The sequence below is a fragment of the Cupriavidus sp. HE11 genome (genome assembly GCF_056097175.1).
In genome coordinates this window covers 302,504-316,508 of the sequence record NZ_CP184464.1, presented here as the reverse complement: position 1 = coordinate 316,508, position 14,005 = coordinate 302,504, and the positions used below count along the sequence as shown (strand labels likewise).

The window sequence follows — 14,005 nt, the reverse complement described above, 5'->3', positions numbered from 1 at the left end:
CCCTTACTTTGGACGGGACGGGGAGCTATGTCGGAAAGAGCCGATCTTGCGATTGAAGTGGTTGGGGCATCGATGGCCAACAAAACGACCGTGGCCGGCGCAGTCACTGGCGCCGTGGGCTGGTTGACTGATATCAACTGGGTGGGGCTGATCGGCGTGCTGGTCGCCGTGATCGGCCTGGTGGTGAACATCTACTTCCAGATCCGCCGCGACCGGCGTGAGGCCGCGGAAAGCGCGGCACGAATCGCAGCGATCAAGGGGCAATTCGATGTCGGACAGCATTCGTAAGCGCTTCGCTGTCACGGCCCTGTCCGTAAGCCTCGCTGGCATCGGCGCTTGGATGAATTCGGAAGGCTTCGCCGATAAGCCCATGATCCCTACCAAGGGGGACCGGCCGACGATCGGTTTCGGTTCCACCCGCTACGAGGATGGGCGGGCCGTCAAGCTGACCGACCCGCCTATCACCCGCCAGCGCGCCGAGCAGCTTGCACGGAACCTGATGTCGAAGGACGAACAACGGTTTCGGGCATCGCTGGGGGACGTCGAACTGTTCCAGGATGAGTACGACCTCTACCTGAATTTCGTCGGTCAGTTCGGTAGCGGCAACTGGCAAAAGCCAAAGTCGCCGCGCACGTGGTTGCTCAAGCGGGAGTACCGCAGCGCCTGCGAAGCACTGTTGAACTGGCGATTCCAGGCCGAGCGCGATTGCTCGCTGCCGAAGAACTGGGGGCCGCAGGGTTGCAAGGGCGTCTGGACCCGGCAACAGGAGCGGCACGCCAAGTGCATCGCAGCGCAAGGGGGTGGGGCATGAAGGACTGGCTTTCCAACGCATGGAATGTAGCGGTGTTGCTGATGCTCATCGCGCTGGCCACCTCGACGCTGACGTACCGGCACCTCTACCAAGATTCCGACCTGGCCCTGACCACGCTGCAAGGCCAGGTGAAGCGCCAGAACGAAGAGGCCACCGCAAAGCTGGCCACGCTGACCACGGAACGCAATGCAAAACAGGCGGCGCTCGAAAGGGCGGCCGCGGCTCAGGAGAAGAAAGATGCTGAAGCAAAGGCTGAAATTGCTCGTCTTGGTGACGAGCTTCGCAACCGCCCTGTGCGCGTGCGAATCGTTGCCGCAGGTGGGGGCGGTAGTGGAAGCGCCGCAGGTAACGGAGCCCCCGCCGCCGGTTCTGGTGCAGAAGACTCCGGCGCGTCCTACGGGGTATTGGCGCCAGAGAATTCTCGACGCCTTGCAGATGCCATAGTCGACATTGAAACGCTAAATGCAGCGTATTCGTCGTGTCGAGCCCGCCTGATCCCCGGGTGACTAGCGTTTGAAGCGCTCACGCGGCGCCGGACCGCTTGATTTTTGCCAGCCCTGCGAGCGGGCAAAAAAAATGCCGCAGCGCAGGGACGCCGCGGCGAACGATTTAGGATTAAAGGTGCTGTTTCCAGCAGCGCAATGCTGCTTGATTTCGCTTAGGCCTGGGAGCACCCTTTTGGGGTAGGTGTTTGTCCTACACCCGGAACCCAAACGCTCGTTGTGTCTTCCTCAACTCCATCACGTACTGATGGAATTGTGACTTTCCATGCGCTGTTCATCTTCCGTATCGCGTCGATCGACTTATCGCGCTCGGTTCGCAATGCTGCCAGCGCTTGCCGCATGCTTTTTATATAAATGCGCGCGCGGGAAGCGTCCCCTCCGCGCGATTCCAGCTTCGCAATGTAGCGCGCCAGCCGTTCCACTTCCCGCGAAACGTCCACGATGTATCTCTCCGTCGCGAGCAAGTGCTGAAAAATGTCCGGGGCCAACTTCTGTCTCCACCCTATTTTTTTTCAGCGTAGTTACTTGGATAAGCGATCGGTGTAGGAAGAGATCTGATTTCATCGACCGTCGGTTGCGCTGCGCATGCCAGCCTTCTCCCTGATGGGTTCTGCAGATCGGATCAGTAATAACCCTAGTTCGCTGACCTGCCGCCTCGATACTATTTTGAAAAATCCATGCTCTTTGGAGAAATTGTATGGACACGAAAGTAACTTTCAGGGCACTTGCGATCGCTGATCGGAACATTCGTGAGGTCTCGGCCAAGGTCGATCTTCAGCGCCAACTCGTCGCCCAATTGGAAGAGGAAGGCGGGGACGCGGCGCTGGCGCGACGCAGCTTGGAGTCTATGATTGGCGCGTTGGAGGCGCTAAAAACTCGCCGAGATGATGTGCGTTTGTCCCTGGCGCGCCGAGATCGAAAGGGCGAATCAGACAATCGCCTTGACTCAGGCTCTCGATCGCTGGGGGCCGCAAATCAGACGGACACTGACGTCTCCGATTCCGTGCGGCGACTAGGGTAGAAATACACCGGTCTCCATCAGATCCCCCGATGGAAACTCTTTGGCCCACCTCGCAGTGGGCCTTTTTGTGACAAGGCAGGCAACGTCACAGAGGTCGAAAATTCTCGACGCCTTGCAGACGCCATAGTCGACATCGAAACGCTCAATGCGGCGTATGCTTCATGCCGCTCGCGGCTGATCGCCAGATAGCCTGCGCTGGTTCGCCCGATGTCAGTTGGCAAAATCCTATCTCACGGCAAGCATCCGCTCGAGGTTTGAAATTGCGTCTTGGATGCTTGTTGCCGGGTGAAGTTTGCCATCCTCGAAAACGTCACGGCTTTTGTCCGACTCAAGCCGAAAGCGCTCCATCAGTTCCCGTAGACATATCAATATTGGCTCTTCGGCACTCAGGCGTTCGCGTTGCATCCATGCCGAGATTGCGGCATTTGACAGCCCCAGTAAGGGGTGTTTGAAAGGCCTCTTGGAGTTGATAAGTTCAATGATTCGTCGTTCGAGTAGCACCTTTTCTCTAAATGAAAAATTCATTTGTGCTAATCCTTTATAAAACTGGTAATCGATGTGATCCACCTATGCGCGGCGACAGCAATCCTCTGCGCTGTGGTCCAATCTATTGTAGGCGGGAGGCCGCCACGTGTTGATGCGTGCCGCGCATTCATGAGAATCCTATATTCCGATTCTGTGAGTAAAAGCGGGACGCTGGATGGCGCTAGTATTAGCGGGGAGAAAGGCGAGAAAATAGGTCGGTCGGATAGGCGAGTGGATGCTAGCATCGCGATGTTGCGAAGGCAAACATAAATGATCCCAAGATCATAAATGAGTTTTGTCGGGCTATTTTCTAAGGATTCGATTGTGTCCGTTGAGATTGCTGTAAATTCTGATATGTCGCTTTCCAAATTTCCGTATTTATTCGGCTTCCCGAGTTGGTTGATTAGGCTCCCATTTTTTCCTGCCCACATCAATTTTGATTCTAGGTGTAGATGCCACGCAAAAAGATGACCCTCTGCGAAAAGTTGCTTGATCCTACCTTCCGTATATATGGAGAGGTCTTTCTCGCTTGTGGAAAATTCCGAGGCAACTTTATGGGCGTAGGAAGAATCATGAGTAGCTTCGGAGTCGACAATGCAGAGAATATCGACGTCGCTGCCGGCCCTCGCGTCGCCTCGTGCGTGGGAACCAAATAGCCGGACTTCCACAGGTGGCAAGATGGTTGGCATCGATGCTATCGATGTGAGAGTAGCCGGAAGACCATGCTGGTAAACAGCCCGATTGCTACGTACCTAAAGACCACAATGAGGACGCACAATAACGCGGGGATCTTGTCGATGGAGGTCACTGGAAGCGGGACGTCCAAGAAAATGTAGGTCGTCGAAACTAGACTCCACCACACATGCTCGCCAATTTGGCTTGTTAGGCTGAGGCCGCCACTACCTAGGAAGACGAATACTGAAAGTAGGAGAAGCGAGGCGATCGTGCCAAACGCGAACTGCGTCGGGTACTCGCCATGACCCCAAAACCACCAGTCGAGAGTTAAGCCAATCGAGCGAAAAAAATGCTTCAATCTTTCGACGGGTCCATACTTGTTGACTAACCATTGAGTCGTGCCGCGCCAAGCGGCGGCATGAAATTCCCGAGATGCGCGAAGCTCTTCGCGAATAAAAATGCGAACCGCTCGTGTGTCACCCAAGCTCTCCGCATTAACTCTTGCGGAAACCATTAATTCACGTCTCAAGTTCGGTGCGACCGGGGCGCTAGCTATAAGTTCTCTCGCGTCGATGAGTGTCTCTGAAAATTGAGCGTACTCGAATTGACAGCTCGAAAATTGTGCTCTTTTGAAACTTGTTCGCACGCAGCGGGCAGATTTGAATTTACACTCAATAAATTGCGCTTCGCGGAAATAAGCATCATCGAACTCACAGAATGAAAAATTGCAATTTTCGAAGATCGCCTTCGCACCCGATACATGCTTGAATTTTACATGTTGAAAATCTCTGTTCTTTATCCTGCCAGAGAATTTTATCCCATCAATATGACGGATATCGAACCTGGATTCGCTTCCTTCGTTGACACCATCGTCGGAGGTTTGTGTGTCGATTTTTGAGGGATTCTGTACCATCGGCGTGTAGGTAGGATAGTAGCCAGTCCACCAAATCCCCTTTGTGGCAGGGGCATTGGATCGATATTTACCCCTGGGGCTGGCGCGTCTTTGGTTGATGCGGTATTGAGTCGCGGCGGCGATATAGCACGGCAAGCGGGCGACCCATTGACAGGTCGCCCGTAGCAGGTTGTTTGGCCCTTATCCTTTGGTCGCCTATGCCGCAGCGTCACCCGTACCGAATCCAGGAGAATTCAGTCGTTCTTCGACGTCCTCCGTGAAGTCCATGACTTGTTGGATGGGCTCTTGATCTGGGTGGTGATTATTCCAAATCATTTCATCAATCTTGAGGTGAACAGCGTCTCCCACCATTTGCTGTCGCCGATTTGTCAGCGATAACAGCATTTGTGGTCTCGTTGCATCCTCGATGTCAACCCATAAGGTCAGTTGCTTGCCATTTGCCTTGGTAACTCGTAAGGCATGATTTGCACGATACGAAAGGCCGGTTTTCGGGTCCTGTCGATATTCGGCCCTGGCAGCATCAGAGAGCTGTGCAACAAGAAGATCCCGCGCCGATTTTGGCCTTGGCAGAGCGACCCCACGTTTGATGCACCAGTCCGCCATGGCGTCCATATCGACGACCTTGTTCCCGGTCTCAGTCTTATACAGCTGCATCAAAGCCTGATACTGTTCATTTCGTGTCATAAATGCCTTACTCAACTAACGGGTGCAATATCACCCCATCCATCGACAATGGCACTTGGCAAGACACAGCGACGAATTTTTGCCAAATGTCCTCTAAAAAGTTCATACCGACCTGTCTTGAATTGAATCTGACCTGCGACAAGGCTTGGATGAACTCCCAGAATTTTTGCTAGACCAAGAAAATCTCGTTCAGGAAAGAGGGGCGCCTTGCGAGCTATGAAGCTATCGATCTTTGCTTTGGGCGCGCAAAATTCCGATGCAGCTTCATTTGCGATCCGCTCTTCTTCCTCTATCGATCCACTGGAATTGATATCGACATCCAGCTTTGCTTTGACTTTGCCATGTCCTTGAAGCACGTGTTCTAGTTCATGGCGCAAAACAAACCAGAAATTATCCATGCGATCATAGCGCAAGGTCATGCCAATAACTGGTGATTTGCTATCTAGCCAAAAACAGGCGCCATCAATTTTGGATCCCTTGAGGCCTTCAACAAAAACCAGACGAATTCCGGATTCGATAAGCAGGCGAGGGACGTGTCTTGCCTCTTCCGGTGCGCTCAAAAACGATTTAAGTTTCGGTAAGACTAGTCTTGCACGTTCTTCGCTATAAGCCGGTGCAAGAATTTCTCTGGCAATTTGTTTGACGCGATATAGCCAAGCAAGCTGAGCGGGCGTTACGTCATCACCAACATCAGTTTTCTTTGCCGCATGAGTCAAAAATTCAATCTCATTGACGCTGGAGGCGCCAAAAAATTTGGCGAGCGCTTCTTCCATCGCCGGCATATTTTTGATATCAGACGTCTCCAGCCAGCCACGCTTGATCATATCGGCCACCGGCAGGCCGCTGAAGAGCTTGGCTCGTGTCGCTCGACCGTGGTCCGGACGGACCACAAGCCGGGCTCGGGCCAAGTCATAATCTTTTTGGAGGGTAAGGAATCGTTCAGCTGCGACACCGAAAACCTCTTCCAACACGAGCGCAATTTCAGCGGTGACGGCTTGGCTGCCTGAGATAAGTTTGTTAGTGGTGGACTCACTCATATCAAGCACCGCTGCAAGCAGTCGCTGTGTCCAGCCGCGCTCGGCTAGCAAGGCTTCTATAAGTTGGCCGGGGGTCTTGTACTCATCCATGGAGATCGATTCTAGCGAAATTTCGAAATTTCGCAAGTTTTAGTCTGATTGTGGGAGCGACTACGTGGCGGCTGCTTTGACTCTTGACGCGTGGCGTGCCTGCCGTGCAGATGGGCGCTGCTCTGATAACTGTATATGCATACAGTGTATCTGCAAGCTGGGAGAAAAGCGCCGATCAGGTGGTGCTCACAGCGCAGAGCTACGCGGGTGTTGTCTTATTGGATTCCTTCCGCAGCTTGAAGCCGCTGATTGAGTCTGGCGGCTTCTTCCTTTGCAGAGGTTTCGGGCGAGCCGTAGGCGGGCGGTGCAGGCTTTGAGCCTTGATCTGGGTGTAGCGCTGCAACTGCTTCCAATCGCGGTGGCCGCTGACTAGCGCGACTTGCTCAATCGAGTAGCCGGCCTCGAACAGCCGTGATACCCCTTCGTGTCGCAGGTCATGGAACCGTAAATCTTGGATTCCAAGATCATTGCAAGCGCGGGGGAAGAGCGTAGAAAACGACCTCTCGTTATAGGGAAAAATCAACTCCCCATCCCGCGGCTGCCGCATGGCAATAGTCCAGGCGTCGCCCAAGAGGGGTACCAGCTGGTTGTTACCGATCTTCTCTTCAGGGTCCTTGCGGTCCCGGATCAGGATCGTCCGGTCGGTATTGTGGACGTCTTCCCAGCGGAGCCGTGTGATTTCGCTGGCGCGCATGGCAGAGGCCACGGCAAACCGGATGATGTCTGGCATCGGGATGCGCTGGCGTGTTTTTTGGGCGAACCAGTCACAGATGGCGTCCAGTTCGGCCGGAGTGGGTCGCCGGTCGCGTTTCTTGGACTTGCCGATGAGCCCCAGATAGCGGAGGTTCTTCCGGGCAGCGGCAACAGGGCTCGCGGGCAGGGGGAGTTTCCAGAGTGACCGCGCCATTTCCAGCACACCGTCCAGATAGGTGAATTCCATTCCGACAGTGACGCCGCCGGCGCCCATTTGCTGGCGACGCTTGGCGTAGTCGACCACTGCGACTTCATTCAGCTGAGTCAGATTGGTATCGCCAAAGTGACGCTTCAGCATCGACAGGCAGCCGGCCTTGCTCTTGCCAATCGGGCGGAGCTTCCCGACATCCGTCTCGTACCGCTCGATCAGCCCGCGAATGGTAAACTCCGCAAGCTTTCGTTCATCCTGGAATGAGCCGCCCCGGACCTGCATCTCGGCGTCATGGGCCCATCGTTCGGCTTGGGCTTTTTTATCGAAGGTGCGCGTGACAGTGGGGTGGCCTTTGCGCCGGACCTGTGCGCGCCACTTCTCACCAACCTTGATGATCGAAGCCAATTTTTCCCTCTCGCTCGTAGCAATTTCGTAGCAATCGTAGCAGAAATGAGGGTAGTTTTTAGGAATATAGGGTAAGAATCGGTCCAGCCGATTCGGCAAGAAATGACTGATTTACAAGGAAAAACTACTGCTACCAACGCCCGGCGCATCTCGGTTGCCCCGATGATGGACTGGACAGATCGCCACTGCCGCACGTTTCACCGCTCGCTGAGCCAGCACACCTGGCTTTATACCGAGATGGTGACGACGGGCGCGTTGCTGCATGGTGATGTGGCGCGGCACCTGGACTTCGACGCGGCCGAGCAGCCCGTGGCGCTGCAACTGGGCGGCAGCGAGCCTGCCGATCTTGCGCAGGCGGCTAGGCTGGGCGAGCAGTGGGGCTACAAGGAAATCAACCTGAACTGCGGTTGCCCCTCCGAGCGCGTGCAGCGCGGGGCGTTCGGCGCATGCCTGATGGCCGAGCCGCAGCTGGTTGCCGATTGCGTCAAGGCAATGCGCGACGTGGTATCGGTGCCGGTGACGGTAAAGCACCGGATCGGCATCGACACGATCGAGCATTATGATTTTGTTCGCGATTTTGTTGGCACCATCTCCGAAGCGGGATGTGAAACGTTTATCGTTCACGCCCGTAATGCAATCCTGAAAGGCCTGAGCCCGAAGGAAAATCGCGAAATTCCGCCGTTGCGTTATGAGGTTGCCTATCAATTGAAAAAGGAATTTCCGAGCCTGGAAATTCTGATTAATGGAGGCATTGTTTCGTACAGCGAAATGGAGGAGCATTTGCGTCACGTGGACGGGGTAATGATCGGTCGCCAGGCGTACCACGATCCTTATATCCTGTCCGAGATGGACAGCCGTTTCTACGGTGTCGAAGCGCCAATTCCATCGCGTGAGGACGCCGAACTCGCCATGCAGGCCTATATCGGCCAGCTGGTGGAGCAGGGCGGCTATATGGGGTCTGCCACCCGTCATATGCTGGGCCTTCATCGAGGTGTATATGGCGGGCGCGGCTGGCGCCGGGTGTTGTCTGATGCGCGCCGCATGAACGCCGCCCGTACCCGCGCCGATGTGGATGCGCTGTTCAAGGAGGCGCGCTCGCATCTACGTCCGGATCTGCTCGAGGCAGCCTGAATGCCTGGCGTATGCGACGATCGTACGCGAGACGCGCTGGAAGAAAAGCTCTAATTCCGAACGATCGTTCTATGCAGGATGCCGCAAATGTATGCCCCAAGGGGGTTTGCGGCGGTTGGGTGGCTGGAAACCCGCGCGGGCAAAGGGATTCCCCTAATTCGCCAGTTCTGCGGCATGTTCTTACACTGTGCCTGCCCTCGAATACAGGGCTTTCTTCAACTGATTTTTGAGCCCGCCGTGTGCGGGCTTTTTTTTTGTGCCGTCTCGTTGTCGCCACAGTACCCGTGGGTTTGCCCGGATAGTGCCCCGCGTCTTCGACGACTACATTAAACATGCCTTCAGGGCATTGAGATCGCTAATTTAAGAGTCCGCTCGTGAGCGGGCTCTTTTTTTTTCGTCCCTCGCTTTCGAGCAGATCGGCTTCAGGTGCAGTCGTTTCGGGCGCAGAAAAAAAAGCAGGCGATGCTCGTCGGGAGTGATCGCCTGTCGGGAATGTCGAGGGGGTCAATATCCCTCGGGGAAGAGTATCCAACAGCATTATTTCCGGCAGAACCCTGCCTTGGTGGGGCAAGGACTCCGCTTTTTGGCGGATTGGCCGATATTGCAATTTGTGGCTATTGTTAAGACATGTGCCCGCCGAGCGGCGGGTAGGTCATGTTACGATGCGCCAAAAATGCCGCGACAGTCGGCGTGGGACGCGATCCGTATCGATTACGTTACGGTTCCAAGTGGGGGGAAAGCAGGTGGGCTGGCCGATCCAATTGGCGTGACGGGGATTGTTGAGCGCCAGGGAAGCGGAAGCGAGCCCTGAAGGAAATGAAATGGAAGCAGAAGAACCATTCGGTGAAGTCTTCGAGGACTACCGGGTGATCTGGGTGGCCGAACAGCTGCAGGACGGCAAATGGACTGCGCGCTATTGCTGGCACCCAGGCACATCCATCGACGCGGGCAAGGCGCTGCAGCGAGATGTCCTGAACGGCAAGTCAAAGCGCTTGCTTGGACTTTTTCCTAGCGAGGCGGACACCATCGCCGCGATCAAGGAAGCAGTGCTGCTGGAGGCCAAGTGGGTGGGCCCCCGATGAAGTCGCAAAGCAGTCCATCGGTGAGTTAGAAATTTTTTTGTGCGGGATACTAGCCATCTACCGAGAATCCTTGTATAGTCTTGTTCTTCGCTGATCGACACATCGATTGGCGAAAAATCTCTACGGTGGCTGTAGCTCAGTTGGTAGAGTCCAGGATTGTGATTCCTGTTGTCGCGGGTTCGAGTCCCGTCAGCCACCCCAAGAATTCTCCTTGTAAAACAGCCGCTTACACAAGCGGCTGTTTTGCTTTCTGTATATCCATCCAGTGCTTTGTTCCCGCAGTATTCCCACGGTGGGAATACTCGCCACTCAAGGCGCCTTCCGTTTTACCACCCTATTTCGATCGTAGACCCGTGCCGTAATGGCGGGGTTCGCATGCAGATCGGGCAGGCTGCCACGCTCGGCCCTGTGCGTAGTGGCATAGTTTCGTGGAACGTGAACCGGTCCACGATTACCGTGTCGGCAAGCGGCTGCCAGCCACGGCCGCGTATTCCGCAGCTAGGTCGATGATGCGCCGCTGCGGTCCTTGCTTCGACAGCCATTTCAGAAATGCCGCTAGGGCGGCAGGGTCGGGAGCCTTGGAGCGAGGTTGCTCCGTGTTTCGCCGCACCTGCCGGCACGGGTGCCTCGGCCTCGCCGCGTTCGATCGCCAGATTGATCAGGTTGGAGAGCCGGGCGACCTCGCGGTTGGCACGCACCGGGGCATCCTTGAGCTCGACGCGCAGGTACCGGGCCACGTCCGTCGCTCGGATGTCGCTGGCCTTCATCTCGGCAAAGACTTTCAAAAGCGGCATGCTGCACTGGGTGTAGCCGGTCCTGGTGCCGTCGGAGAGCTTCGCCCAGTCGCTCGTCTCCTGGTACTGCTCCCACAGCCGGTTGATCATCCCGATGTTGTCGCCCTTGCCAAGCATGTCCAGCACGCGCTGGATGGCTTGCAGTCGGTCCGTCCCGAGGTTAATTGGCTTGGCGCCTACGGGGCGGTACCGGTACGTCACCAGTTCGTCCTTGCGCGGACGGACCATCGCGCTGGCAACGAGATGGTTGTACTTGATCGGATGGCATCGGCAATAGCATGCTGATGTGTCCGGCAGCTGGTGTTTCTGAGCGCTGTAAGTCCGGCCAGTAGAGCGATCAGAGGGACGGTTATCTATCCGTCGAGAGGCGATACGTCCCTGAGCCGACGGCATAGACCGCATATCCTTCGGACCGGTGAAGGAACGTTGCGCCATCTGCTTTGACTTTCTGCGAGCGTTGGACTGGTACCCAGATCTGTGCGCTGGTATTGACCGGGATCTTTGTGTCGATGCTGAACTGCCCGTTTTTCAGCTCCCAGTTGGCCTCAATCGGGCCATAAGCTGATTCATATCGGCCGCGGGCGCTGAGAACAGTGCCTCCTGGCCGAGGCTTGATGACGATATTCCGGAAACCTGGCGTGCTGAAGCCGATGCCGGCGATGTTCTGGTACATCCATTTGCCTACCGCCCCGAATGCATAGTGGTTGAACGAGTTCATGTTTGGATCCTGGAACGTGCCATCTGGTCGAATGCCGTCCCAGTGCTCCCACATGGTGGTTGCGCCCAACTTGATCTGGTAACCCCAAGAGGGGTAGCTCGTCTGCAGCAGCAACTTGTACGCAACATCAGCGCGGCCGTTCTCTGAAAGTACCTCGAGAATCCGTGGGGTGCCGAGGAAACCGGTGGAAAGATGCCAGTTCCTCTTTTCAATCAGCTCCACCAGATGTTCAATCGCAGGCCTGCGCAATTCGAGAGGCAGGAGATTCATGGAGAGCGCGAGCACATATCCAGTCTGGGTGTCTCCCGCGATTCGTCCGTCCCGCGATACAAATGTCCGGTTAAAACTATCTCGGATCTGCCCGAAAAGGACCTTGTACGGTACGGGGTCCTTACCCAGCTCAGCCGCCGCTTTGGCTACGATTGCTGTGCTATTGGCAAAGAATGCCGTGGCGACGAGATCCTTGGGGGTGTCATCTCCGAGATTCAGCCAATCTCCGTAACCGGTCTTGGGACGCAAGTATCCGCTGCTGTTCGCCTTCAGAAACGAGACCCATCGAGCCATGGCCTCGAAATTTTCTTCAAGCAGTCGCCGATCCCCGTATTGCTCATAGAGGGCCCATGGAACAATTACACCAGCGTCGCCCCAACCGGCCTCTGCTTTGCCCACTGGCATCATGGGCCCAATCGGTGCAACGGCAGCAAATTCGCCTTCGCGAGACTGCGTGTCCCGAAGGTCGATCAGCCACTTCCCTAGAAACTTGGCCAGTTCCATGTTGTAAGTGGCCGTACCGGCAAAGGCCGCTATGTCACCTGTCCAGCCAAGCCGTTCGTCTCGCGCTGGCGTGTCCATTGGCACTGACAGGAAGTTACCTCTTTGCCCCCAACGGACATTGCTTTGAAGGCGATTTAGCATGGGCACATCGGTTGCAAACGACAGCGTCATCGGCGCATCAGTCTGCATAACGCGTCCCACAACCTCTGGCTGAGCACTGGCGCCAGAAACTTCGACGTAGCGGAAGCCGTGGAAAGTAAAGATCGGCTCGAATGACTCTACGCCCTTGCCCTTTAGGATGTAGGTATCCGTTGCCTTCGCCGAGCGGAGGTTTGCTGTGTATGGCGTGCCGTCGCGATTCAGTACTTCGGCATGGCGAATCGTGATTTTCTGCCCGAGTCGTCCAGAAAGACGCAGGCGAACCGCGCCAACCATATTCTGGCCGAGGTCGTAAACGTACGTCCCGTCCTTCGTCTTGCTGACCGATACCGGCTTGAGTTCTTCCGCGACGCGAACTGGTTGATCAACCTGAGCCACAACCTTGGCGGTTACTCCTTTCTTAAGCCGCACGGACTTCCAGCCTGCATCACGAAAGTTCGGCAAATCCCATCCCGATATTTCTTTGCGAGCGTCGTAGTGCTCTCCCATGACCAGGTCTGCCTGACTTCTGGGGCCGGAGTGGCTTTTCCAACTGCCATCAGTGACGATTCGTTCGTTGCTGCCGTCCGAGTAGGTGATTTCTAGCTGCATCAGTACCGATGGTGCCAAGCCATACTGGCCTGCTCCAAAAGCCCCTACGTGCCCGGCGTACCAACCTGGTGCGAGCGTGACTGCAATAGCGTTCCTTCCAGTTTGGATGAGGTCAGCTACATCATAGGTTTGGTACTGCACCCGTTTCCTGTAGTCGGTCCAGCCGGGGGCAAACAGATCCGAACCAACTTGCTTACCGTTGATATGAACCTGGTAGACGCCAAGTGCAGTCGAATACAGTCTGGCGGATTTGATGGACTTCGCTACTGGAAACTCCTTGCGCAGTATCGAATCGGCGTTCTCGATAGATTCTGTGCTTTGGCTATTCAATTGAAGCTTGCGAAAGCCGGGGACAGGCGTCCCATTCAGATACGCGTCGCCGAAGTCGTAGCTAGTGGCGGTGGAGGTGTACCAGCCGATTTGCCCTGAGACTTCCGATTGTTCGATGTAATATTTTCCCGGCGGTAGGGGCCGTTGCGGCTTTAGCGTGAGCCAAATACCGTCACGAATGTTCTCAAAGCGCTGTCTGGCGATCAATTGGCCGCCTGGCTTGTCCCGATAGAGCGAAATTGTGGCGCTTGAGTTCGTTGTTTGAAATGTGGGAACGAGCAAAGCAACTGAATTGAGCACCGCCGTGGCAGCGAAACTCTGACCTTGCGTGCCACCCCCCGCAAGTTTGTCGGGGCGATCTGTAGATCCGAATGCAGGGGAGAAAGGCAACGGCTGATCGTGGCCTATCCACTGTGCTCGCCAATCGCTATCGGAAAGAAGTCCCATCTCCCACCAACTGGGGGCGCTCCATGCCGATGGCTGGCCGCGCGAATCCCAGACACGAACCATCCAATAATATCGGCTACGCGACGACAGTGCGGGGCCGCCATATGTAACCAGGATCGACTGGTCCGACTCGATCTTTCCGCTGTCCCAAATATCAGGCGTCGCGAGTCTGTCGGGCGTCGAAGCTACTCTGACTTCATATGCGCTCTGAACCTGGCTCCTTTTGTCGGACCCGAGTATCCAACTCAGTCTAGGCTTGGCAATATCAATCCCAAGCGGATTGGACGCGTACTCCACCGACGTACTTTGGATCCGGAGGTCCCCCGAGCTAAAGGCGGGGCTTGATGCAAGGCATGAGATGAGCAGTGCAAACGCCAAGGCCGCGACAGATCTTGCTGTTTTCATTTGTAT

At 55.7% G+C, this 14,005-nt stretch carries 13 protein-coding genes and 1 tRNA gene; 6 read left to right on the top strand and 8 right to left on the bottom strand.

Features of this window, described 5'->3' with window-relative positions:
- The first annotated feature begins 72 nt into the window (after positions 1-72).
- The 3 genes from ACOABP_RS01470 to ACOABP_RS01460 are packed head-to-tail and all read left to right on the top strand — an operon-like array spanning position 73 to position 1,317.
- Entirely contained in the window at positions 73-288 is a 216-nt protein-coding gene (locus tag ACOABP_RS01470) for a holin (protein WP_474226661.1), read from the top strand.
- Positions 269-811: a glycoside hydrolase family protein gene (locus tag ACOABP_RS01465; RefSeq protein ID WP_474226660.1), complete on the top strand. Its 543-nt coding sequence runs from the start codon at positions 269-271 to the stop codon at positions 809-811. The genes ACOABP_RS01470 and ACOABP_RS01465 overlap by 20 nt, the downstream gene beginning before the upstream one ends.
- The gene (locus ACOABP_RS01460) at positions 808-1,317 is read left to right on the top strand and encodes a hypothetical protein (protein ID WP_474226659.1); all 510 of its coding nucleotides are present in this window, start codon (positions 808-810) and stop codon (positions 1,315-1,317) included. Before ACOABP_RS01465 ends, ACOABP_RS01460 begins: the two co-directional genes overlap by 4 nt.
- Positions 1,318-2,560: 1,243 nt before the next feature.
- Here the strand turns inward: ACOABP_RS01460 and ACOABP_RS01455 are convergent.
- From ACOABP_RS01455 to ACOABP_RS01430, 6 genes are all read right to left on the bottom strand, one after another.
- Positions 2,561-2,902, bottom strand: coding sequence for a hypothetical protein (locus tag ACOABP_RS01455; protein ID WP_474227895.1), 342 nt, complete (start codon positions 2,900-2,902; stop codon positions 2,561-2,563).
- Complete coding sequence (locus ACOABP_RS01450; protein WP_474226658.1) at positions 2,866-3,549, bottom strand: nucleotidyltransferase domain-containing protein; 684 nt, start codon at positions 3,547-3,549, stop codon at positions 2,866-2,868. The genes ACOABP_RS01455 and ACOABP_RS01450 overlap by 37 nt, the downstream gene beginning before the upstream one ends.
- A 5-nt stretch (positions 3,550-3,554) precedes the next feature.
- Positions 3,555-4,583 (bottom strand): pentapeptide repeat-containing protein, encoded by a 1,029-nt coding sequence (locus ACOABP_RS01445; protein WP_474226657.1) that lies wholly within the window; start codon positions 4,581-4,583, stop codon positions 3,555-3,557.
- Between the two features lie 60 nt (positions 4,584-4,643).
- Positions 4,644-5,132: a hypothetical protein gene (locus ACOABP_RS01440; RefSeq protein WP_474226656.1), complete on the bottom strand. Its 489-nt coding sequence runs from the start codon at positions 5,130-5,132 to the stop codon at positions 4,644-4,646.
- 11 nt (positions 5,133-5,143) lie between these two features.
- Positions 5,144-6,259 carry a HigA family addiction module antitoxin gene (locus ACOABP_RS01435; protein WP_474226655.1) on the bottom strand — a complete coding sequence of 372 codons (1,116 nt, stop codon included), beginning with the start codon at positions 6,257-6,259 and terminating at the stop codon, positions 5,144-5,146.
- Positions 6,260-6,458: 199 nt separating this feature from the next.
- Positions 6,459-7,568: a site-specific integrase gene (locus tag ACOABP_RS01430; RefSeq protein WP_474226654.1), complete on the bottom strand. Its 1,110-nt coding sequence runs from the start codon at positions 7,566-7,568 to the stop codon at positions 6,459-6,461.
- A gap of 102 nt (positions 7,569-7,670) precedes the next feature.
- On the opposite strand from ACOABP_RS01430, the gene dusA reads away from it, so the two are divergent.
- From dusA to ACOABP_RS01415, 3 genes are all read left to right on the top strand, one after another.
- Positions 7,671-8,699: a tRNA dihydrouridine(20/20a) synthase DusA gene (gene dusA / locus ACOABP_RS01425; RefSeq protein ID WP_474226653.1), complete on the top strand. Its 1,029-nt coding sequence runs from the start codon at positions 7,671-7,673 to the stop codon at positions 8,697-8,699.
- An 821-nt stretch (positions 8,700-9,520) separates the two neighbouring features.
- Complete coding sequence (locus ACOABP_RS01420) at positions 9,521-9,781, top strand: hypothetical protein (RefSeq protein ID WP_066733608.1); 261 nt, start codon at positions 9,521-9,523, stop codon at positions 9,779-9,781.
- A 125-nt stretch (positions 9,782-9,906) separates the two neighbouring features.
- Positions 9,907-9,982 (top strand) — tRNA-His (locus ACOABP_RS01415).
- A 125-nt stretch (positions 9,983-10,107) separates the two neighbouring features.
- Here the strand turns inward: ACOABP_RS01415 and ACOABP_RS01410 are convergent.
- Both ACOABP_RS01410 and ACOABP_RS01405 read right to left on the bottom strand, forming a co-directional pair.
- Positions 10,108-10,803: a hypothetical protein gene (locus ACOABP_RS01410; protein WP_474226652.1), complete on the bottom strand. Its 696-nt coding sequence runs from the start codon at positions 10,801-10,803 to the stop codon at positions 10,108-10,110.
- A gap of 121 nt (positions 10,804-10,924) precedes the next feature.
- Positions 10,925-13,999 carry a family 78 glycoside hydrolase catalytic domain gene (locus tag ACOABP_RS01405; RefSeq protein WP_474226651.1) on the bottom strand — a complete coding sequence of 1,025 codons (3,075 nt, stop codon included), beginning with the start codon at positions 13,997-13,999 and terminating at the stop codon, positions 10,925-10,927.
- Positions 14,000-14,005: the final 6 nt, after the last annotated feature.

What these genes read in the sequence shown, in the direction of transcription:
- ACOABP_RS01405 (WP_474226651.1), bottom strand. Translation starts at nt 13,999, where the DNA reads ATGAAAACAGCAAGATCTGTCGCGGCCTTGGCGTTTGCACTGCTCATC.
- ACOABP_RS01450 (WP_474226658.1), bottom strand. Translation starts at nt 3,549, where the DNA reads ATGCCAACCATCTTGCCACCTGTGGAAGTCCGGCTATTTGGTTCCCAC.
- ACOABP_RS01470 (WP_474226661.1), top strand. Translation starts at nt 73, where the DNA reads ATGGCCAACAAAACGACCGTGGCCGGCGCAGTCACTGGCGCCGTGGGC.
- ACOABP_RS01460 (WP_474226659.1), top strand. Translation starts at nt 808, where the DNA reads ATGAAGGACTGGCTTTCCAACGCATGGAATGTAGCGGTGTTGCTGATG.
- ACOABP_RS01440 (WP_474226656.1), bottom strand. Translation starts at nt 5,132, where the DNA reads ATGACACGAAATGAACAGTATCAGGCTTTGATGCAGCTGTATAAGACT.
- dusA (WP_474226653.1), top strand. Translation starts at nt 7,671, where the DNA reads ATGACTGATTTACAAGGAAAAACTACTGCTACCAACGCCCGGCGCATC.
- ACOABP_RS01410 (WP_474226652.1), bottom strand. Translation starts at nt 10,803, where the DNA reads ATGGTCCGTCCGCGCAAGGACGAACTGGTGACGTACCGGTACCGCCCC.
- ACOABP_RS01435 (WP_474226655.1), bottom strand. Translation starts at nt 6,259, where the DNA reads ATGGATGAGTACAAGACCCCCGGCCAACTTATAGAAGCCTTGCTAGCC.
- ACOABP_RS01465 (WP_474226660.1), top strand. Translation starts at nt 269, where the DNA reads ATGTCGGACAGCATTCGTAAGCGCTTCGCTGTCACGGCCCTGTCCGTA.
- ACOABP_RS01420 (WP_066733608.1), top strand. Translation starts at nt 9,521, where the DNA reads ATGGAAGCAGAAGAACCATTCGGTGAAGTCTTCGAGGACTACCGGGTG.